Annotated in this window: 18 protein-coding genes; 15 read left to right on the top strand and 3 right to left on the bottom strand. The window is 52.5% G+C overall.

Annotation, left to right across the window (positions count from 1 at the left end; all coding sequences use genetic code 11):
• The first annotated feature begins 204 nt into the window (after positions 1-204).
• The 7 genes from NHM04_RS09315 (at position 205) to NHM04_RS09285 (ending at position 5,329) form a co-directional block, all read left to right on the top strand.
• Entirely contained in the window at positions 205-801 is a 597-nt protein-coding gene (locus tag NHM04_RS09315) for a hypothetical protein (protein ID WP_254263520.1), read from the top strand.
• A 58-nt stretch (positions 802-859) separates the two neighbouring features.
• Complete coding sequence (locus NHM04_RS09310) at positions 860-1,378, top strand: GNAT family N-acetyltransferase (RefSeq protein ID WP_254263519.1); 519 nt, start codon at positions 860-862, stop codon at positions 1,376-1,378.
• Between the two features lie 13 nt (positions 1,379-1,391).
• The gene (locus tag NHM04_RS09305) at positions 1,392-1,796 is read left to right on the top strand and encodes a GFA family protein (protein WP_254263518.1); all 405 of its coding nucleotides are present in this window, start codon (positions 1,392-1,394) and stop codon (positions 1,794-1,796) included.
• A 119-nt stretch (positions 1,797-1,915) separates the two neighbouring features.
• Positions 1,916-3,544 (top strand): DUF4124 domain-containing protein, encoded by a 1,629-nt coding sequence (locus NHM04_RS09300; protein WP_254263517.1) that lies wholly within the window; start codon positions 1,916-1,918, stop codon positions 3,542-3,544.
• A gap of 71 nt (positions 3,545-3,615) precedes the next feature.
• Positions 3,616-3,945 carry a YceK/YidQ family lipoprotein gene (locus NHM04_RS09295; RefSeq protein WP_254263516.1) on the top strand — a complete coding sequence of 110 codons (330 nt, stop codon included), beginning with the start codon at positions 3,616-3,618 and terminating at the stop codon, positions 3,943-3,945.
• Positions 3,946-4,011: 66 nt separating this feature from the next.
• Positions 4,012-4,845, top strand: coding sequence for a rhombotarget lipoprotein (rhlP, locus tag NHM04_RS09290; protein WP_254263515.1), 834 nt, complete (start codon positions 4,012-4,014; stop codon positions 4,843-4,845).
• A 277-nt stretch (positions 4,846-5,122) separates the two neighbouring features.
• Positions 5,123-5,329: a cold-shock protein gene (locus tag NHM04_RS09285; RefSeq protein WP_020207706.1), complete on the top strand. Its 207-nt coding sequence runs from the start codon at positions 5,123-5,125 to the stop codon at positions 5,327-5,329.
• A 334-nt stretch (positions 5,330-5,663) separates the two neighbouring features.
• On the opposite strand, the gene NHM04_RS09280 is transcribed toward NHM04_RS09285, so the two are convergent.
• Positions 5,664-6,740: a CNNM domain-containing protein gene (locus tag NHM04_RS09280; protein WP_254263514.1), complete on the bottom strand. Its 1,077-nt coding sequence runs from the start codon at positions 6,738-6,740 to the stop codon at positions 5,664-5,666.
• A gap of 144 nt (positions 6,741-6,884) precedes the next feature.
• On the opposite strand from NHM04_RS09280, the gene NHM04_RS09275 reads away from it, so the two are divergent.
• Entirely contained in the window at positions 6,885-7,433 is a 549-nt protein-coding gene (locus NHM04_RS09275) for a YbhB/YbcL family Raf kinase inhibitor-like protein (protein ID WP_254263513.1), read from the top strand.
• Positions 7,434-7,481: 48 nt separating this feature from the next.
• Here the strand turns inward: NHM04_RS09275 and NHM04_RS09270 are convergent, their stop codons facing one another.
• The gene (locus NHM04_RS09270; RefSeq protein WP_254263512.1) at positions 7,482-8,963 is read right to left on the bottom strand and encodes a glycosyl hydrolase; all 1,482 of its coding nucleotides are present in this window, start codon (positions 8,961-8,963) and stop codon (positions 7,482-7,484) included.
• Positions 8,964-9,180: 217 nt separating this feature from the next.
• On the opposite strand from NHM04_RS09270, the gene aqpZ reads away from it, so the two are divergent.
• Entirely contained in the window at positions 9,181-9,873 is a 693-nt protein-coding gene (gene aqpZ / locus NHM04_RS09265; protein WP_254263511.1) for an aquaporin Z, read from the top strand.
• 450 nt (positions 9,874-10,323) lie between these two features.
• Positions 10,324-12,102, top strand: a complete 1,779-nt coding sequence (locus tag NHM04_RS09260; RefSeq protein ID WP_254263510.1) for an alkaline phosphatase — start codon at positions 10,324-10,326, stop codon at positions 12,100-12,102.
• 50 nt (positions 12,103-12,152) lie between these two features.
• Here the strand turns inward: NHM04_RS09260 and NHM04_RS09255 are convergent, their stop codons facing one another.
• The gene (locus NHM04_RS09255) at positions 12,153-13,373 is read right to left on the bottom strand and encodes a DUF3300 domain-containing protein (protein WP_254263509.1); all 1,221 of its coding nucleotides are present in this window, start codon (positions 13,371-13,373) and stop codon (positions 12,153-12,155) included.
• A gap of 262 nt (positions 13,374-13,635) precedes the next feature.
• Between NHM04_RS09255 and NHM04_RS09250 the strand changes: the two genes are divergently transcribed.
• The 5 genes from NHM04_RS09250 (at position 13,636) to NHM04_RS09230 (ending at position 20,895) form a co-directional block, all read left to right on the top strand.
• On the top strand, positions 13,636-13,887 hold the full coding sequence (locus NHM04_RS09250; protein WP_254263508.1) for a GlsB/YeaQ/YmgE family stress response membrane protein: 252 nt from the start codon (positions 13,636-13,638) through the stop codon (positions 13,885-13,887).
• 373 nt (positions 13,888-14,260) lie between these two features.
• The gene (locus NHM04_RS09245; RefSeq protein WP_254263507.1) at positions 14,261-17,320 is read left to right on the top strand and encodes a TonB-dependent receptor; all 3,060 of its coding nucleotides are present in this window, start codon (positions 14,261-14,263) and stop codon (positions 17,318-17,320) included.
• 152 nt (positions 17,321-17,472) lie between these two features.
• Positions 17,473-18,240, top strand: coding sequence for a cupin-like domain-containing protein (locus NHM04_RS09240; protein WP_254263506.1), 768 nt, complete (start codon positions 17,473-17,475; stop codon positions 18,238-18,240).
• A gap of 27 nt (positions 18,241-18,267) precedes the next feature.
• Positions 18,268-19,752 (top strand): tryptophan halogenase family protein, encoded by a 1,485-nt coding sequence (locus NHM04_RS09235; protein ID WP_254263505.1) that lies wholly within the window; start codon positions 18,268-18,270, stop codon positions 19,750-19,752.
• A gap of 9 nt (positions 19,753-19,761) precedes the next feature.
• Positions 19,762-20,895, top strand: coding sequence for a helix-turn-helix domain-containing protein (locus NHM04_RS09230; protein WP_254263504.1), 1,134 nt, complete (start codon positions 19,762-19,764; stop codon positions 20,893-20,895).
• Positions 20,896-21,090: the final 195 nt, after the last annotated feature.

The following is a 21,090-nucleotide window of genomic DNA, read 5'->3' as shown; positions in this document are numbered from 1 at the left end:
AGCGGGGTTAGATCTTGAATGGTTAATGCTTCCGTTGTTCGCAAATATTTTACCTTCAGTTGGCCCTTACAGGGGTGTGTTAGAGGTGAGGTTATGTTAGGTCTTGAATCAAGCTAGTGAGAGCCGACTCTGAATCGTATTTTCGACGATTAAAGTACCGAGATTAATTTGCAGGCTATTGAATTAACAATTAAAGGAGAAAGTATGAAGCACATACTATTGCTAGCTATGTTATTGCTTTGGGGGAGCGCCTCTGCGAGTGAGGAAATGACCGTTTATGAGCTTATAGAGAGTGACGAATACTTTTCTAAATTTGAGGGCTCCTGCCCTACAGAGTATATTTCCGCGAGGGACGTTGAGGCTAGGAACGTTGTCGAGTATTGCAAGAGCAATGAGCAGGAATGTTTTAATAAATGTAAAAGCAAAGACCCTAGCTATTGCTATAGTCTCGCGAAGATCTACCAGTCGAAAGGTGATGATGGAGTGGCTTCCAGTTTGTTCGCGGCGTCTTGTATTCAAGGGGTTGTATCTGGCTGTACAAACCGTGCTGCAGCAATGAACCAGTTCGAGCCAGAGCGTACGGATTGTTACATAGAAACTTTTAAATTAACTTGTGCTCGGTCTGATGCTTGGGGTTGCACGATGTACGGTTTTATTTTTGCTACAGGTGAAGGCGCGGAGGTTGATGTGGCGAAAGCTAAAAAATACTTAGAGTTGGGTTGCATGAATGGAGTTGAAGACAAGGCGTGTCGATCTGCCAAAGCATTGTCCGCAATTTTAGAATCTCAAGGAAAAGAATAATTGATGGACGCCTAGATCAGCGGGCTACCGTTGCTTGGATGGCCTATTAAGAATTTTTATGTTAAGAAAATCTGAGCCCAGAGACGCAAAGAATATCGGTAAGGTGCGGGTAGCCGCTTGGCGTGCGGCTTATCAGGGTTTTATGCAGTGCGATTTTTTAAATTCTTTAACTCCAGAAAATAACCTGGATGAGCTTCGCGACCGGCTTTCTCGGTTGAATTCTGAACTCTTTGTTACGGTTTCGGAAATTAGTGGCAGCGTTGTAGCATTTTTCATAGTGGAGGCGCCTCGATATAAAACGGCTGACAACACAATAGAGCTGTGCGCCTTAAATGTGTTTCCCGAATATTGGAGGAACGGTATAGGGAGTAGGCTGATCGCCCAGGCGATTGAAGATTCTCATCATCTAGGTTTTGGCCGCATCGAGCTTTGGTGCACTGCAGGTAATGTGCCCGCGCAATCAACTTACGAGAAGATGGGATTTACGAAAACCGGAAATAAGCGATCGTCGTCTGACCTGACCGGCCATAGATTGGATGAAGTGCAGTACGCTAGATCGCTTGACGCTAAACAATAGAGGAACGAAATCAATGACTGTGCATAGTGGTTCCTGTTTATGTGGCGCGGTAAAGTTTGATGTCAAAGGTGATTTTGACAGTTTTTATATCTGCCACTGCCGCTATTGCCAGAAGGGGACAGGCTCTGCTTTTGCGGCTAATTTATTTGTACCTGCTGGAGTGCTTACCTGGCTGAGCGGTAAAGAGACCGTAACGAGTTTTACGCTACCGGGTACGGCGCACCGCAAGAGCTTTTGTAATGTCTGTGGTTCGGCGGTGCCGGGGGTGGAGGATAGTGGCGATGTGTTGGTCCCCGCCGGTTGTCTGGATACGGAAGTGGTAACCCCGCCTACTGCGAATATTTTTAACGCCAGTCGCGCACGGTGGGAGACTGATATTGAAGGCGCTCCCGGTTTTGCTACTCTGCCTGATTCGTAAAGTAATCGATTTTATACAAGGCGACAGCTTGTTAACGATCACGGCTGTTGGTTTGGCTCTCTAAATCGATTTATACTGGCAGTACAATAGTTGAACAGCGCAAAATTTCATGGAGGACGATGATGCGACTGTGTTTGCTGTTTTTAATCTTTATAACCCTGCCCGCCGCCGCGCAATTGTATCAGTGGACCGATGAAGATGGTCGCACCCACTACAGTGATAAACCGCCGCCGGGACAACAGGTCGAGGCGCCTGGTGCGAGTTCGGTGCCGGCAAAGCGTGAACCTCAACCAATGCCTGCCGAGAGTCAGCCGGCCAATCTCGATAATGTCACTTATAGTCGTCCGGCTTATAGCGAAGCCTTTTATCTGCGCCATCTGTTGCGTACAGGTCAGTATGATCAGCTCAATCGAGAACTGGAGTTTAGGCAGCAGGCTGTGGAGCGCGACAATACCCAGGATATAGCGCTTCGCTCGGTATATTCCACATTTGCCAGTGCCGAAAATAAAATGCTCAATGAAATTAATCGTTGGGTGAACGCCACGCCCGATAATTACCAGCCCTACCTTGCCCGTGCGAGATGCAGGGGCGTTCGCGGTTGGGCCGAGCGCGGTGGTGCCTATGCGCATAGAACACCTCGAGACAACTTCTCGCGCATGCAGCGCGAGTTTGCTTTTGCTCACGATGATCTCAAAAAGGCTCTGGCGATCAACCCTCGGGCATTGATGGCATTTGTCATTCAGATCAGTCTGGCGCAGCCGATTGCCGACAGAGTAGCTGCTAACCGAGCGTTGCAAGAAGCTAATCGGATGTACCCCGATAACTACATTGTCAGGCGTGCTTATATACGCCTTCTGGTGCCTCGCTGGGGCGGGTCATGGAATGAGATTGAAACGTTTGTGTCGCGCCAGCCATTGGATACATCCGCGAACCCCAAGCTAAAACAATTAGCTGGTTTTGAAGATTATGAGCGAGGCTTGGAACACTATCGAAGCAAAGACTATGATCTTGCCATTGAGTCTTTTAATAAATCTTTAACGACCGGACCCAACTCTGCAACGCTATACCAGCGCGGCAGAGCCCATTACTGGTTGCGTAAGTATCGCTTGGCTATTGACGACTTTAACGGCGCAATACATCTTCAGCCTGATATCGATTATTTTCACTATTGGCGCGCAAAAGCTTTCTATTATTTTGGTAGTTACAGCAACGCACTGGCGGATATAGAAAGGGCCTATGCTTTGAACTCTGCAGATGAAGATACGACAGAGTTTCGCGAGAAAATTTTTCGCAATTACAACCACCCTGAACTGAGCGATGCCGATAATAACCTGGCTCGGCAGATGGTCGAAAAAGAGGTGGCTAAATACGATGAGCAAAACCAGTTTAAACAAAGCTTGGCGTATTTGGTGTTGGGTGAGAATGAGTCAGCCGAGGCTGTACTGAGACGCTTGACCCAGCTAAAGCCTGAAAACATGAAGTACGCCCGCTGGCTAGATTTTGCACTGTTTCGCCAGGCCAGACTGAGCGATATTGTCGCGTTTTGGGATGGTGTGATCGCGCGCTACCCGGACAATGCTGTCGCTTATTCCGAGCGCGCTGGTACCTACTATCACCTGGAGCAATACTACCGCGCGTTGGACAGCGCGCGTATGGCGGAGAAGCTGGGTGACCCTGAGGCTCCCGAGTTTGTGCAGCGTTTGGTGGCGCTGACCACGAGGCCTGAGCCCCGCCTGGCGAGTCAATAGCACATAAGGGAATTAAAGGTCCGTTGCTCAAACTAAGCGCGAAAACAAATAACATCAAGGTAGGTAAGGTCATGAACCGAATCACTGCGTGGCAGATAACCATGCTGATACTGTTCATAAGCATAACGGGATGTGGCTCGGTAACCACGGTAGGCTCGTCGGACTCTAGGGTGACTGCGAATCTGGAGCGTAAAAATACTTATTGTAAGACTATCCCCAGAATGTATAGCGGGGTCGCCTTTGATTTTTGCTCGCTGCACGCGCCTTCGAAAGGTGCCAACTTAAACTGGTTTGCGGGCTATTACCTAGTAGACGGGATTGCTTCGGCGGTACTGGACACGCTGTTGTTGCCCTATACCGGGTATCTACAAGTCAAAGAAGGTAGCGTGATTTTGGATTGAAGGAGTTCCACTATTTTATTAGGATGCCGCAACTCTACTAATGACTAACAACAATCAGGGATGAGCATGTCAAAAGTAACGCTGTCTTTTTTAGTCTTTACATTCACCGCTCTTGTTACCGCTTGCAGTGGCTTTGTTAATAATGAATATCGCTCCGGCACCTCCAGTAGTTTGGTGGACTTTCTGTACCCAGGTAATGAGGTGCCGACTATCGAGCAGGATCAAACGCCACACCTTAAGCTGCCATTACGGGTGGGGCTGGCGTTTGTTCCTGCTAAGTATTCGAATCGGGACACGTTACCTGAAAACAAGAAAACTCAACTGCTTGAGCAGGTGAAGTCAGAGTTCTCGCATTTACCTTACGTGAGCGATATTACCGTTATCCCCGAGGCTTACATGCGTTCACGAAAAGGGTTCGATGGGCTGGAGCAACTGTCTCGTCTTTACAGCTTAGATGTTATTGCGCTGGTGTCCTTTGACCAGATGGCGATTTCATCTGGGCGCAAGAGTTCGCTGCTGTATTGGACTATTGTCGGTTCGTATGTGGTAAAGGGCAGCCAGAATAGTGTCAACACTTTCGTCGATACGGCCGTCATTGATATGAAAACCCGAAAGCTGCTGCTGCGTGCGCCCGGCGTAAGTGAGTTGGCCAAAAACTCGACCTTGGTTGAGCTAGACAAAGTAAGCCGTGAAGTCAAAGAAGAGGGGTTTGAGGTGGCCATGGCGGACATGAGCCAAAACCTCGCCCGGGAACTGCAGGCGTTTGAAGAGCGTATTAAGCAGGATAAGAGTGTTGAGGTGTCCTATCGTAAAGGTTACGGCGGTGGTGGTTCTGTATCTCTGCTGACATTGCTGGCGTTGGCGCTCTTAATGGCCTGGCGCCAGCGGAGCGCTAGATAAACCTGAGTGGTCTTAAGCGTATGGGCCGTTTAACTGCAAAACCGTGCGAAGGCGGGTTCTGCCCTGTGTGGAAAATAAAGATAGACAAGCCTGCTGAAACTCTATAGAGTGCAGGCTAGCTAGAAATTGACCACTCGTTAGATCCGCCTTCGAGTTTGTACTTGTAACACCTCGTCCTGCAGTTTTAAAGATACGTCTAGATTTTTTGCTACTCCTGCCTGGTTTGCTATGGTTAGCAGGCGCAAGGCGCTTATTTTTTTGATTACAGGATATTGTTATGTCTACAGTTCAAGGAACCGTTAAGTGGTTCAACGAAGCAAAAGGTTTTGGTTTTATCGAGCAAGAGTCTGGTCCAGACGTTTTTGCTCACTTCAGCGCCATTTCTGGTTCTGGCTTCAAAACTCTGGCCGAAGGCCAGCGCGTTGAGTTCACCGTAACTCAAGGCCAAAAAGGTCCTCAGGCTGAGAATATCGTTGCTGTTTAAGTAACCTTATTTTGCCAGACTGAAAAAGCAAACCTTCGGGTTTGCTTTTTTTATGCCCGCTGTTTTAGGGAACCTCTGATTAAGTCCTCAGCGGTCTCTGCGCGAGTCCAAAACGTTCACTCCGCAAGGCGCGCTTCGCAGGCAATGGCATAGTCCTTGGCAAGAAGTGCAACACAGCGGATGGACGTTTTGGCCGCGCCCTTCGGGGCTTACAGAGCTTTCCGATCTCTGCGTTGGCTCACCTCACCGGGCCGTCAGCACGCCATCGGCTCGCCGCCTTGACCTCGAAAAGCTCTGTAAGCCAGAGGCTGCTGAGGACTTAATCAGAGGTTCCTTAGCTTTCTTCCGGCTTAGGGCGCTCCTCTTCTATATCGGCGCCGCTTTTTTTGGCCTGCCGGCGCCAGTGTCGGCGCGCCAGTTCCTGCATATCGCGGGTCTTATCGTTTTCATCCACAATTTCCCGCCCCAGCAGGGTTTCCAGCACGTCCTCCAGGGTAATAATGCCCTGCACATCGCCAAATTCGGTGACCACCAGAATCATATGGGTCTTTTTACGTAAAAACTCCTCCAGCGCCTGAGTGAGCGGCATGGCATCCAGCAGGGCGGGTAGTTCGCGGCGGTAGTCTTGCAGTGGCATTTGGGTGTCGCCTTTGGCCTGGGCGATTAACAGGTCGCTGAGCAGAACCACGCCGGTAACATTGTCCGGATCGTCGGCGTAGACTGGAATGCGGGAGAAGGGAATGGTTTTATGGCGCGCGAAAAATTTCTCTACACTATGTTCTTCGGCCTCGCTAAACAGCACGGTGCGCGGGGTCATGGCCTCGCGGATAGTGGTGTTGCGAAGCGCCAGCAGGTTTTTTACCACCAGGCTTTCGTTTTCATCCAAGTGTCCTTCGGCGCTGCTAATGTCGGCGGCAATGGCCAGCTCCTGGCGATCCAGCCCCGTGCCGGCGCGCTCACCGCGGGTGATAAGCTTGGTCAGCATTTCGGATAGGCGGATAAACGGGTAGAGCAACTTGATTAAATAGTGCAGCCCGTACGCGGTAAAGGGGGCCAGACCTCGCCAGTAATAAGCGCCGAGAGTTTTGGGAATAATTTCTGAAAGTACCAAAATAAGCAATGTAAGTACGGCGGAGAACACTCCCAAATAAGCGCTGCCAAATACTACCGTGGCTTGTGCACCGGCCCCGGCGGCGCCAATGGTGTGAGCGATGGTATTGAGAGTCAAGATTGCCGCCAGGGGGCGTTCGACGTCTTTGGTGAGCTCCGCCAATAGCTTGCCAGAGCGTTTGCCACCTTGCTCCAGCAGTGACGAATAGGCCGAGTTCACACTTAGCAGCACAGCCTCAGCTACCGAACACAAAAACGACACGCCCAAAGCCAGGGCAATATAAATAATTAACAGTGTCATTGATCAGCCTCCGGGGCTGGTGGGTGAACTGTGTTTAACGGTATAGTTTTTGTTTGCCCAATCATACAGGGTTCGGGACCTTTAATGGGGTGGTAAGCTTTTAAAGCACCCGTTGTCCCGCGTCATTATTACAAGGAGATAGTTATGTGGAAACAAGCGATTGCCGCGTTGGTCTTAGCGAGCAGCGGCTATGCGACTGCCGAGAGCTTTACCCTAAGTAGTCCTGCGGTCACCGACGGTGGCACTCTGACCTCCGCTCAGGTATTCAACGGTTTTGGTTGCAGTGGCGAGAATGTATCGCCCGCACTTAACTGGTCCGGCGCCCCCGAGGGCACCAAAAGCTACGCGTTAACCGTGTACGATCCCGATGCTCCCACTGGGTCTGGCTGGTGGCATTGGCAGGTGATTAATATCCCCGCCGAGGTAAGCGCAATCCCAGCCGGGGCTGGCACCGAAGCCGGCGATAAGATGCCCCGGGGCGCTCGCCAGGGGCCTTCAGATTACGGCGTTAAAGCGTTTGGTGGCGCTTGCCCACCCGAAGGGGACGAACCTCATCGCTATGAATTTACCCTCTACGCGCTGGGCACCGAGACCCTGCAAGTGCCGGAAAACGCCAGTGCCGCGCTGATTGGTTTTATGATTAACGCCAATAAAATCGGCGAGGCCAGCTTTACCGCGATGTATGGGAGGTAAGTTGTTTTTTAGCGTCAGACGACGGGCGTCCGAAGTCTGACGCGAGCATCAAAACTCCGGCAATTCATCCCGAGTAATCACTAACTCATGCTCATACACATGCTTTTTGTGGGCATCGGTGTTGTAGTACTCGCCGGTCCAGAAGTTGTTGGCGTGGTCGTCCATGGTGTCTAAGGCGCCGTCGTTCCACACCATAAACCACAGCCACCAGACATTGTCGGTCGCCATGGCATCTGGATCTGGGATATTGCTGTTCTCACTCAGGGCGACCATCTTTTCCCGGTGCGGATAGGCTTTGGTGACGTCGTATAAGGTTTTTTGCGACTCATAGTTTTGCGCACCATCGTAGATATCGGTGCTGACAATATCGACGACGTCATCGCCCGGATACCAAATGGCGTTTTGCCCGTTCCACACCCAAATTAAGTTGTTCAGGCCGTGATAATGGGTGAGGCGTTGGAACATGTAACGCCACAGCAGTTTTTGTGCGTAAGCCGCAGGCACTCCGTCGGTGCGCGCCCGACCCCACCAGAACCAACCACCGGCAGCCTCGTGTAGCGGGCGCCACAAGACAGGCACGCCGGCGTTTTCAAGTTTTTGCAGCTCGCCGGCTATCAGATCTACATCTCGCTCAAGCGCGGTAAAGGCTTCGCTGGCGGTGTCCAGTTCGCCGTTGGCGACGGGAATGGTAAAGGCGGCGTTTTTACTCGCATCGTCTTCGCTGGCGTAAAAGTTCTTGGTTTCACCTGATGGATCGCGCCAGTGCCAGGCAAAAGTCACCAGGCCGCCTTGGTTCCAGTACTCAATCGCCTCTTCAGTTTGGGTCAGGCCCGAACCATTGGCGTAGGCGCCGTAGTTCATAAAGTCGTAGCCCATGATTGCTGGGGATTTACCGGTATCGTTCAGCACCCGCTGGTGCATATCCACATCGTCCGCCCAGGTTAAGTCCATCTGGCCGCTCAGCATTTTTTCGCCCCAAACGCTTTGTAGGTAGTCAAATACCTGTTGTGCGGTCTCGCTAGCGTTGGCAGTCACCAGCTGGGTGCTCATCGGTGCTTGGGTTTTAGCTTTGTTGCCGGGGCAAAAATCGTAGGCGATGCACACGCCGGAGCCGTCGATCTGCCAGTCTCCCTCGTTGCTTTCGCAGTAGGAAATTTCCTCTGAGCCCACTTTACAGTGACCAAACTCGCCCGCGCCCGGATCGGCGGCCGATTGATACACCACACAGTTGTGACTGTTCTCCCAGCCCCAGCCGTCGTCTGCCTCGCTGTAGCGACAGTAGGGGCTGCCGTTACTGGCGGCGTTGGGGATGATAGCGCTATGGCCGCCCGGGGAAGAAGCTGCGGAGGACAAACTGCTAGAGCTACTTGTTGTGTTCGCCATACTTGATGATGAACTGATTACCGGGTGGGTAGACGAGCTACCTGTCACTGGATTGTCCGGAGTGCTGCCGCCACCGCTACTGCCGCAGGCGCTCAAGACAATGGTTGTGCATGCCAGGGCAAGTGCTCTGATTAGGTTTGCTCTCATAATTATTCTCTCGTTAGCGCCAGAGGGTTCCGGCCTTTTCTTATTGAGGTAAGCTCGTGCGGCCGGAAGTGTAACCGATTACAGTGGGCGGCTCAATTTTAATATTCCGACGCCAGTGAGTACTTACGATGAATAATTTAGTTGGTGTTTCAACGACTTTGGAGTAATGATTAAGAGCCCGCGCCAGCGGCTTTCAGGGATTACAAAGGAATTGAAAATGAAACAGTATGCAGCGGAATTTGTAGGAACATTTTGGTTAGTTTTAGGTGGTTGCGGCAGTGCCGTGCTGGCCGCCGCTTTCCCCGACGTGGGAATCGGCCTGCTGGGCGTCTCCCTCGCATTTGGTTTAACGGTACTGACCATGGCCTTTGCCATCGGTCATATTTCCGGATGTCATTTAAATCCGGCGGTGTCTATTGGTTTGTGGGCGGGTGGCCGTTTTGCGGCCTCGCAACTGGCCCCCTATATTGCCGCTCAGGTGTTGGGCGGTATAGTCGCCGGCGGTGTGCTCTACGTTATTGCAAGTGGCCAGGCGGGGTTTGATGTGGCGGCGGGTTTTGCCTCCAACGGCTACGCTGAGCACTCTCCCGGTGGCTACAGTTTTACTGCGGCTTTAGTCTGTGAGGTAGTAATGACCATGATGTTTTTGGTGGTCATTATGGGGGCGACGGATAAACGGGCTCCGGCGGGGCTGGCGCCGATTGCGATTGGCTTGTGTCTGACCCTGATTCACTTAATCAGTATTCCTGTTACCAATACCTCGGTTAATCCGGCGCGTAGCACCGGGGTGGCCGTGTTTGTCGGCGACTGGGCGGTGGCGCAGCTATGGCTGTTTTGGCTGGCGCCCATTGTCGGTGGTGTGTTGGGTGCACTGGTGTACCGCTTTATTGGCAAAGACGAAGCCGCTTAATCTAGGGCCTGTTAACACTAATTAGATGCAGCCTGTTGCCACTAAAAATTTGCCAATCAAGGCGCGAGGAGAGTGGTTTGGTTATTCCAAATGAACGACGAGCAAAGCTTACCGCATCCTGCTCTCGCGCCTCACCTGCGTCCATGCAGGCGACGCAGAGTGGCGGATTTTTAGCCGCAACCCGAAGGGCTGGAGCCAGTTATGCCCCCAGCGTTGTTGCCGAGACCCAAAGCACTCGCTGTGCTCGCGGGGCCAGCTTTCGCTTATTTGGAATAACCAAACTGCGCTCACGACGCCTAGCTGGAGACAAAACTGGCTTCCAGCAGGCGCATTTAATTAGTGTTAACAGCCCTAACTGACCTTGTTCGGCCCCAGCGCTCGCCGGGGCTGTCATTTACTTGTCACCCCCGGCGTTGATACTCCCATGATCTAACTTGCAGGAGAGTTCAGATGCCAGATGTATCCAGACGTGGTTTTATCCGCAACGGTCTGTTGGGTTTGGGTGGACTTTATGTCACAAGCGCGCTGACAGGTTGCGGCAGCGATGACGATGACTCACTTGGTTTTGGCAGCTTCGATCACGGCGTGGCCTCGGGCGATCCGTTGGCCGATAGCGTTATTTTGTGGACGCGGGTAACGCCCAGCGATTCTGCCGCCGAAACTGTGCGCTTGAGTTGGGAGGTGGCCGATAACGCCGAGTTCAATAATGTATTGGCCGAGGGGTCCGGCGAGGCACACATCTCGCGCGATTTTACGGTAAAAGTGGATGTGCGCGGCTTGAGCCCCGATACCCAGTACTACTATCGTTTTCGCACGGCTGCCGCGGTTTCTACGGTTGGCAAGACCCGCACCCTGCCCGATTTAACCAGCGAGCACTTAACCCTGGCGGTGGTGTCCTGTTCTAATTACCCGGCCGGATATTTTCATGTTTATGCTGAGCTTGCCAAGCGCGATCTGGATCTGGTGCTGCACCTGGGTGACTACATCTACGAATACGGCGCCGGGGGCTACGCCTCAGAGCAGGCTGCGGCTATGGGGCGTGAGTCTGTGCCGGCCGGCGAGCTGTTTACTCTAGACGACTACCGCGCGCGTTATGCCCAGTACCGCAGCGATGCCGACTTGCAGGCGGTGCACGCCAGCGCACCCTTCTTGGTGGTGTGGGATGACCATGAAATCGCCAATGACACCTACGACGGCGGCGCCGAGAATCACAACGAAGGCGAGGGCGACTTTAACGAGCGCAAACTGGCGGCCATGCGCGCCTATTTTGAATGGTTACCCATTCGCCCGGACGGAGCCATGAGCAGTGATGAGTTGGCCATGCCCTCGAGTATTTACCGCCAATTTGAGTGGGGTGATTTGGTTAACCTGCTAATGCTGGACACCCGTAACGAAGCGCGCGCCAAACCGTTGGTGATTACCGACTATTTCGACGCGACCAGCGGCGCGTTTGATTTTGAAGGCCTGTTTGCCGATATTAACGACCCCTCACGCCAGTTACTGGGCAGTGCCCAGCTCGATTGGTTGCGCTCGGCTATGGCCAGCTCCAGCGCTACCTGGCAGCTGCTGGGCCAGCAGGTATTAATGGGGCAAATGTATTTGCCTTTTGCCATTGCCACCCAGCAGCTGGCCATACCTGATTACGCCGAGCTGGGGGCACTGGCACAACTGGCTGCGCGCGCTCAAGCCGGCGATCCAACCCTCGCTGATGAAGAACTGACGTACCTGCAGGCCAACCAGGATCGCTTGACGCCCGAAGTCGTGGCCCTGCTGCAGGCCCCGGCTGTGCCCTATAATTTGGACGCCTGGGATGGCTACGGCGCCGCCCGCGAGGCGGTGTACCAGATCGCCCGTGAGACTAACGCGAAACTAGTGGTGTTGGCCGGTGACACTCACAATGCGTGGGCCAGCGAGCTAAGCGACGCTGCAGGTAATACAGTGGGGGTGGAGCTGGCGACATCGTCGGTCAGCTCGCCCGGTCTGGAAGAGTACCTAGCCATTCCCGCCCCAGCTTATGCGCAAACCGAGGCGGGTATTGTGGATTTGGTGGCCGGACTTAAATATCTGAACGCTGGAGATCGCGGCTTTTTGCTGCTGGATATCACCCGAGAGCGGGTAGAGGCCCAGTGGGAGTTTGTCAGCTCGGTTAAGGCTGCGGGCTACCAGCTACAGGCCGAGCGTGGGCAAACCATGCAAGTTCAGGCGGCTAACCCAGCAAAGTTAGTTTAGGGGGGGGATTGTCGCGCTGGGCAGCACACCGCAGGGCAAACTGCGGCGTCTCAGTCAAACCGCCCACCACGCGCGCCGGGGCCCGAGCGCTGATTGCCGTTGCTGTAGCGGCTGCGCTCCACCGAGCGACTGGGCGCCGGCTGGCGGTTAACCTTGGGGCGGCTGTCGCTGTGCATGCGAGGCTGGCTTTGCAGGCGGTTGGTATTGCGTTCAATCACCTGTGTACGCGGATTGTTGCGCTGGATTTCGGTGCGCTTAATCGTCTGACGTTGTAACTGCTGGGTGCGGCTCAGCGACTCTCTTGAATGCTGCTTGGGCGCTGGGCTTCTGTCTGCACGTGGCTGTTTATTGTTGCCATAAACAGCGTCTATACGGCTTTGGTGGTGGCGCAGTTGGCGCTGCACCTGCTCCCGGTGTTGGTCCGAGTTGATGCGACCGCGCTGCTCGAAGGCGTTCAGGCGCTGCTGTGGTATTGCACCTTGGTGGCGATAGTGCACATTGCGTCTGTGGTGCGGGTTGTGGCGCCAGTGCTCCACCCGGGGGTGATAGCCGTAATGGCGATGGCGATAGTGGTAGTAGGGGCGGCTGTGGCTGATCACCACGGTGCGATGGCTCCAGTGAAAGCCGCCAAAGTAAAACCAGTCACCCACCGGAGCGGAAAAGCCCCAGTAAAAACCGCCGCTATAGCGCGGTGGACGCGGCCAGTAAACCGGCGGGTAGGCGTTCCAGCCCCAGCTACCGTACACCACCCGGGTGTCGTAGTAGGGTACGTACACCACTTCGCGCCGGGTCGGCTGAATAATAATTTGTCGGTCCTCAAGGCTCGCTTTTTGGTGCTCCATGTCGGCAAGGCTGCCGTTGTCCCAGGCGCGCTGGCGCAGCTGTTGTACATCGGCCAGGGTGGCTTTTTCGTCCGCGAGGAAAGCTTCGCCCAGCTCTTGAGTCCAGAGTAAGTCCTCACTCATGCGTGAGAGTAGCTCGGGAAAGGCCAGTAGAGCTATTACGCTCGGGTCCCAGGGCTCGTTTTCTGCCGCGTTGACCGCCTCTTCGGCGGACAAACCTTTGCGCGACTGTAGCCAGCGCTCGGCCTGCACAATTTCCAACGGGTAGGTAGAGGCAATCAGGATATGGGTGAGAACTGTATCAGGATACAAAGCGACAGGGGCTAGAAGTTGCTGGCGTCGCTCGCTGCTAAATTCGCTCGCGGCCTGCGCTGTTATGCTGATCACTAACAGCACAAAAGCGAAGATTTTGGGTATCGATGTATTCATAGTATCTGCCCTAAAGCGTGTGCTCCATGCCGTTGTCAGACACCTGGATGGGTGTTTTGCTCCTCAGGGTATTTGGCCCTGTTTAACAGTGTAGAGCCTCGCGCTGAATTCACGCTGAACAGTGTCGCACTCCCCAAAGCTTATGGCTATATGAGTGTTGTTGGTTATGGTGATTAGGTTTAACCCTGACATGGGAGCGGTGCTGTTCATGGTATAGGCTAACTAAGCTAACCCATTAACCGCATATAACAGGAGTGTTTTTATGGATATTACAGCCATTATTATTTTTCTACTTATCGGCGCTCTGGCGGGCTGGATCGCGGGCCAGTTAATGAAGGGCCGCGGTTTTGGTCTGCTCGGGAATATAGTGGTCGGCATAGTCGGCGCTTTAATCGGCGGCTTTGTATTTGGCCTTTTGGGTATTACCGCAGGTGGTCTAATCGGCTCCATTATTACCGCTACCCTTGGCGCGGTCATCTTGCTCTTCTTAATATCTTTGATTAAAAAAGCGTAACAGTCGCGGCCTTTTGGCGCTTCAGTAAACGCAAAAGCCGGGGTCAAACAGGCCCCGGTTTTTGTTTGTCTGCCCCTGAAACAGGATGAATTCTCGCCAGTAGCGACGCTAAACAGCCGTTTTTTACGTTTCTAATCTGTGTTTTACCTTAATTGTGTGACAAACCTAAGCTTTTGATATTTAAATAAAAAAACAGTCCCACTTGCGGCGGGGAAAAGTGAGACACGCCATGTTAGCGATCACCGTCAAAGTGGGACGACGCTTTTCGCCGTGCGGCAGATATTGGCTCCGGTTCGGCCGGGAGTAGAGTTTGGCTCATCAGGCTCTGCGGTCCGGCTTATGACATAACAATAATGGTTCGAGGATCAGCTCCATGAGAATGAAACAGAATTTCAAACGTAAACTCATTGCCTCGGCAATTGCCTCATCGGCTTTCGCCACACTCAGCAGTGGGGTGCTTGCCCAAACTAATTCCAGTCAGGCAGACGAAGATGTAATGCTGGAAGAAGTGGTTGTTACTGGTATTCGCGCCAGTCTTGAGCGCTCGATGGATATGAAACGCGACACTAGCGGTGTGGTGGACGCCATTTCTGCCGAAGATATCGGTAAGTTCCCGGATACTAACCTCGCGGAATCCCTGCAGCGTATTACCGGCGTGTCTATCAGTCGCGAAAACGGCGAAGGCTCCAAGGTGACCGTACGTGGTTTGGGCCCGGATTTTAACCTGGTAACCCTGAACGGCCGACAAATGCCGGGTGCCACAATTGGGGCGACTTACGCCTCAGGCTCGCGCTCTTTTGACTTCGGCAATCTGGCATCTGAAGGGGTACAGGCGGTGGAGGTGTTTAAAACCTCGCGCTCTGACGTACCTTCCGGCGGTATGGGTGCCACCATCAACATTGTTACCCCCAAGCCTTTGGAAATTGACAGCAAAGCCTCTGTGGGGGTTAAAGGTGTATGGGATGAGTCAGCTCCTGATTCCGAGCTGACCCCCGAAATTTCTGGTATTTACAGCAACTCTTTCGCCGACGGCAAAATCGGTATTGCGGTGACCGGTAGCTACCAAGAGCGTAAAGGCGGCTTTGCCAACGCCACCAACGGTGGCGGCTGGACTGGCGTGCCAGGCTCCGTAGTGCAGGACTGGGGTGGCCAAGAGGGTGTTGATTGGCTGTGGGGCGGTATCGACTTTCTCGGTGGTACCCACCGCAATCAGCCCGAGGATGGCGATGTATACGGTGTGCCCCAGCAGGTGGGTTATGCCTTTGGTGAGTTTGAGCGCACCCGTACCAACGGTCAGCTGACCTTACAATTTGCGCCCACTGACGATCTGACAGCCACGGTGGACTATACCTACAGCCAAAACGAGTTCTCACAAACCTATCACGATTTAGGCGCCTGGTTCGGTTGGGGTGGCCAAGACACTATATTCACCGATAACCCATCGCCCGGTGTGCAAACCCCCGAGCTTTACTCCGAGCGCTCTGGCGGCGGTGACTTGACCATGGGTGTCGGCGTTGAGAAGACCCGCGCTGAAAACAACTCCATTGGTTTAAACATCGAGTGGAATCCCATCGAACCTCTCACGCTGGGTTTGGATGCTCACAGTTCTGAAGCGAAACTTGGGCCAGATAGCCCTTACGGCAATAGCTCGGGTATTTCAGTCACGTCTTACTCGCGTGATCGCACCACCTTGAACACCCGCGGTGAAGTACCTGCGCTGGTGGTGGATTTGACCAACAGCCAGGGCGGTTCAGACATTCTGCTGCAAGATTTGCAGGTATCCGGTAGCTGGTTCCGCGAAAGTCACTCTGAGCACAAAATCAAACAAGTTCAGTTTGATGGTAACTGGGAGTTTAACGATAACCTGAATGTTGATTTTGGCGTGGCCTGGACCGAGGGCGAGTTTAACTCTGGCTTCTCGGATAACCTGCGCGATACCTGGGGTGGCCTGGGTTCACCGGGTGATGTACCGGCCGAGTTCTTTACCGCCGCTACCGTGACTGACCATTTCAGTGGATCATTTGGTGAGACTACCCAAGAAGAGATGAACTTCCTGGGCGGCAGCAACACTCAAGTTATCAACCAGCGCTGGGAAGCGGATTTCTATCAGTTGCGAGATTTCGCCTCTGAAAACTACCGCGACGGCAACGGTAAAGCCAGCTGCGCCGACGGCTCTACCTGGTACTGCTCGGCCGATCCGGATACCTTCCAGCAGATTATCGAAACCACGAACAGTGCGTTTGTACAGGCCAACTTCACCACTGATATCGGTAGCATGGCCTTCTACGCAAATGCTGGTTTGCGCTACGAAGAGACTGACGTCGAAGCCCCTTACACTGGGTTTGATTATCAGCCGCTGCGCTGGGTGTCGAACAATGAAATCTATATGCGTCCGGTAGAGGGTAGTGCTAGAACGGTTAACGCCGAAGGCAGCTACGATTTTATCCTGCCATCGCTCGATTTGCGTTTGGATGTGCTGGAAAACGTAACCGTTCGTGCCTCTTATAGTGAGAGTATCGCTCGTCCCGATTGGTTGCAGCTTGTGGGTGACAGCTACAACGAACAGGCTCGCGTTGATGGTGTAGATGCTTCTGCTGGTAACCCAGGGCTCGAACCTTATCAGTCTGACAACATTGATCTGTCTTTAGAGTGGTACTACGGTGATGCGAGCTATGCCTCTGTCGGCTACTTCCGCAAGAACGTATCAAAGTTCATTAGCTCGATTAACAGTCCAGTCGAGGGGCCGTTAGACAATACGCCAAACCCGGCTGCGGGCGAGCGGGCTCAGGCTGCGTGGGATTCTGGTATTGCGAGAAGCGACTCTGGAGCGGTTCGCCAGTATATCTACGATAACTTTGCTGACCCAGATACCGCTTATATGGATGCGAACGGCAATATTATAATTGTCGGTATTGCCGGTGAAGATCCTAACGCTACTGTTCATTACAATACGTTCTTCAATTCAGATCGTGAAGTGACTATCGACGGTATCGAAGCCAACATCCAGCATACCTTTGGTGAATCAGGTTTTGGTTTTATTGCCAACTACACCATGGTGGATGAAAACATTGGTTACGATTTGCTGGACTTGGATGCTGCGCAAACGCCTATTACTGGCTTAAGTGATACGGCTAACCTTGTGGCCTTCTATGATAAGAACGGTCTGCAAGCGCGTATCGCTTACAACTGGCGTGACAGCTTCTTGGCAGCGGTTGCTCAGGGCGGCTTGGGTAATAGTCCGCTGTTTGTGGATGAATACAGCCAGATCGATATGAACGTTAGCTATGATGTGACTGATAATCTTACTGTGTTTGTAGAAGGCTTGAACCTGACGGAAGAAAATGGCCGTAACTACAGCCGCAGCACCAACCAGATTGTTGGTTACTATGAAGGCTACGCACGCTACAACATCGGTGCGCGTTACACTTTCTAAACCAACGGTTTTTAAAACCACTGGTAGCGTTTTACCCGGCTCTCTTATGTGGGGCGGGTAAAACACGGAAGCTACTGTTAATGCCCGGTGTCATCGCCGGGCATTATTCGCTACACGGATAATAAAAATATTAGCCAGAAAAGGTACGGCTCATGAGCCGCTCTACTTTCGTAGCCACTGATTTACCCGAGTTTGACTTATCGTCGTTTATTGCCCGTAGCCCTAACCAGCCAGTATTGCTGCCTGGATTGGTGTCTCACTGGGATATTGTTCAGCAGGCGAAAACCTCAGTTGCCCAGTATTTTGCTTACCTCAGCCGCTTTGATCAAAAAGTGGTGTTTCAGGCGATGATCGCTCGCCCCGAAGAGCGAGGTCGAATTTTTTATCGTCGCGACTTTACAGGCTTCAACTTTACCCGCATGAACGGCTATCTGGCCGATGCCTTGGAATATTTGCAGTCTCACTTGGGTAACCCGCACAGCCCGACCTTTTACCTAGGGGCGAACTCTATAGCTGAGTATTTACCGGGCTTAGAAAAATACTGCCAGTTAACGGGCATTCCTGAATCTGCGGTAGCCAATATATGGCTGGGTAACCGCGTGGTGGTGCCGACCCACAACGACAAAAACGATAACGTCGCTTGCGTGGTGGCAGGCCGCAGGCGCTTTACTCTGTTTCCTCCCGACCAAGACGTGAACTTGTACATCGCACAGCTGCCGCAAACCCCGGCCGGTCGTCCGGTCAGCCTAGTGGATGTGGCGCGTCCCGATCTACACGTCTACCCCAACTACCGATTGGCTGAAGGGTCTTCGGTAAGCTATACGCTTGAGCCGGGCGATGCGCTTTATATCCCCAAAAACTGGTGGCACAACGTAGAATCTCTGGACGACGTCAACACATTAATAAATTTTTGGTGGTAATGTGATGTTACACATGGCGGGGGCACAATGAGTCAGGGAATTAAAAAAATTGTTATTGCCGGTGGCGGAACTGCCGGTTGGATGTCTGCAGCGCTGTTAAGCAAAGCCTTTGGGGCAACCAAAGAAATCGTATTAGTAGAATCGGATGAGATCGCCAGTGTCGGTGTTGGCGAGGCCACGGTTCCACCCTTGCAGTTGTTTCACGAGTTTTTAGAGGTGGATGAGCGCGACTTTATGCGCTCGGTTGATGCAACCTTTAAGCTGGGCATCGCGTTTGAAAACTGGCGCGAGCCCGGCCACACCTATATGCACGCCTTTGGTCATTTCGGAAAAGACAGCTGGCACTGTCGCTTTTTTAACTATTGGCTGGCTGCAGCCAAGGACAAGGGCAGTGCAGATTTTGAAAAATATTGTTTAGAGTTTGTCGCAGCGCAACAGAATAAATTTAACATTCTTCCCAATCGGCGGGTTCAGTATGCCTATCATTTAGATGCCGGAAAGTACGCCGTGTACTTGCGACGCTACAGCGAGGCGCATGGCGTAACGCGGGTAGAGGGAAAAATAGACGCCGTTAGCCTGAATCAAAACAATGGTCATATAAGTGCTCTGCAGTTGCAGTCAGGCCAGCGGGTAGAGGGGGATTTATTTATCGATTGTACTGGGTTTCGCGCCCTGCTGATTGAGGGGGCTTTGCATACCGGTTATGAAGATTGGAGCCACTGGCTTCCCTGTGACAGTGCCTATGCGGTACAGAGCGACTTGCCGGGCGAGATTCCGCCTTACACCCGTTCAATTGCCAATCACGCGGGTTGGCAGTGGCGTATCCCTTTGCAGTCGCGCCGGGGTAATGGTCATGTATTTTCCAGTGCGTTTACCACCGATCAGGCGGCGCTGGATTTAATGTTGGATAGCCTGGATGCAAAGCCCATTAATGAGCCGCGCTTAATACGTTTTAAAACAGGAGCGCGGCGCAAACAGTGGCATAAAAACTGTGTCGCGCTGGGTTTATCCAGCGGGTTTCTTGAGCCGTTGGAATCGACCAGTATTCATTTGGTGCAGCGCAATCTTATGCGGCTGATACAGTGGTTTCCGGCCCAGGGAATCAATGCCGCTGAAGTGGACGAATTCAACCGCCAGGCGCGCGAAGATACTGAGGCGATTCGCGACTTTATTATCATGCATTACAAAGTGCATAATCGGCGCGATTCGGATTTCTGGCGCCATTGCGGCGATATGGATGTGCCGGATGATCTTTCTCATCGTATAAAGCTGTTTAAAAGCTCCGCCAAGGTGTTTAAGCGTTCTTACGAATTGTTTGGCGAAGAGTCCTGGATTCAAGTGTTTCTGGGGCAGGGGCTAATGCCCAAGTCCTACCATCCGTTTGTGGATACGATTCCCCGCGATGTTTTGTATCAGACCCTGTCTGAACTTGAGACAAGTATTCGCCAGCAGGTCAGTGAAATGCCCAGTCACGGTGAATTTTTAGCGCGCTATTGTCGGCCGCAAAGCTAATACCCAATTATGGATAATCGAATTTTTAATCTGCACGATATCTTTTTGATTATCACCATTTTTGAGGTGTTGTTGCTGGCTGCCTATCGCACAGTGCACCGGGATAAGAATAGTGCCCCCGGCAATTGGCTAACGATGTTTTTGCTGGTGGTGGCAATAGATATGGTTACCAACCTGATTATGTGGAACCCGGAATTTCCGCTGCAGGGCTGGGGGCGAGATAGACTGTTGGCACTGTTGTTTGCTTTTAGTCACTTTGCCCGTGGGCCGCTGTTTTACTTTTACGTGCGCTCGTTGCTGCAAGAGCAGAAGCACCTGGGACGCAGTGATTGGCTGCATGCCATCCCTGTACTTGTGGCGTTGCTGGCCGTGGTTTGGCTGGGCGTTACCACGACGGATTTGCAGTCGCGCGCCGATACCAGTCTTGCGGACAAGCTGGCGAGCGGGCTTTGGTACTTTTCCAGTGTGGTTTCTGTCGCTTACGCCTGTTGGTGTGTGTTGTTGTTAAACCGTTCGGTTCGTCAGGCCAAACAGCGCCTGTCGTGTTTGCCATCGTCAGAAATTGCCTGGCTGGTGGTGCTCAGCCTTTGCTTTTTGGTCAGCTGGGGCTGGTCTGTGTTAGTGATTTGTATCGCCGATTTCATCGGTGGGACGGTGGCCGATACGGTAGGAACTTCACACAATTTCATTCGCTTTTTGCTGATCAACGGTCTTATTTTTTATAATCTTGCCTGTACTTGGACGCTGCACGCAAAATTTACTGGCGATGAAGGCGCCGCCGAGGCAAACCCTGTGTCTGCCGAGGTATTGGCGGCCATAGAGCTTGGCATCAAAAGCCAGAGACTGCATTTGCAGCCCAGTATTAATATTGAAGAGTTTGCCGAGCGTATCCAGCAGCCCGCCAGAGTCGTTTCCCTAGCCATAAATCGAGAGCTGGGAACCCGTTTCTTTGAATTTATTAATCAACACCGCGTAGAGCACGCCAAACGACTGCTGGCAGACCCGAGCTGTGAGCATATGACCGTGTTAGATATTTTGCTGGCGTCGGGTTTTAATAATAAATCTTCTTTTCACCGCTTTTTTAACCGCCTGGTGGGTATGTCCCCCACCGCTTATCGGCGGCAGCATCTGAATGCAGAGTGAGTCGAAATTGTGCAGGGCATCACGCTTGCCCGTCTGAATGCATTAATCCCATTTTTTTATCGCTAAAGCGGAATGTGGCACTGATAGAAAATGCTGTTTCATTGTTCGTCTGGAAGTTTCTCAGACCTCCCGTCAGTTAAGGGCTGCAGCCGATTCGTTAATTTTCTCGAGTAGCAGATTGCACAAACAGGTAAA

This window comes from Gilvimarinus sp. DA14 (genome assembly GCF_024204685.1).
Taxonomy (GTDB): domain Bacteria; phylum Pseudomonadota; class Gammaproteobacteria; order Pseudomonadales; family Cellvibrionaceae; genus Gilvimarinus.
This window is presented reverse-complemented; position numbering and strand designations above follow the sequence as displayed.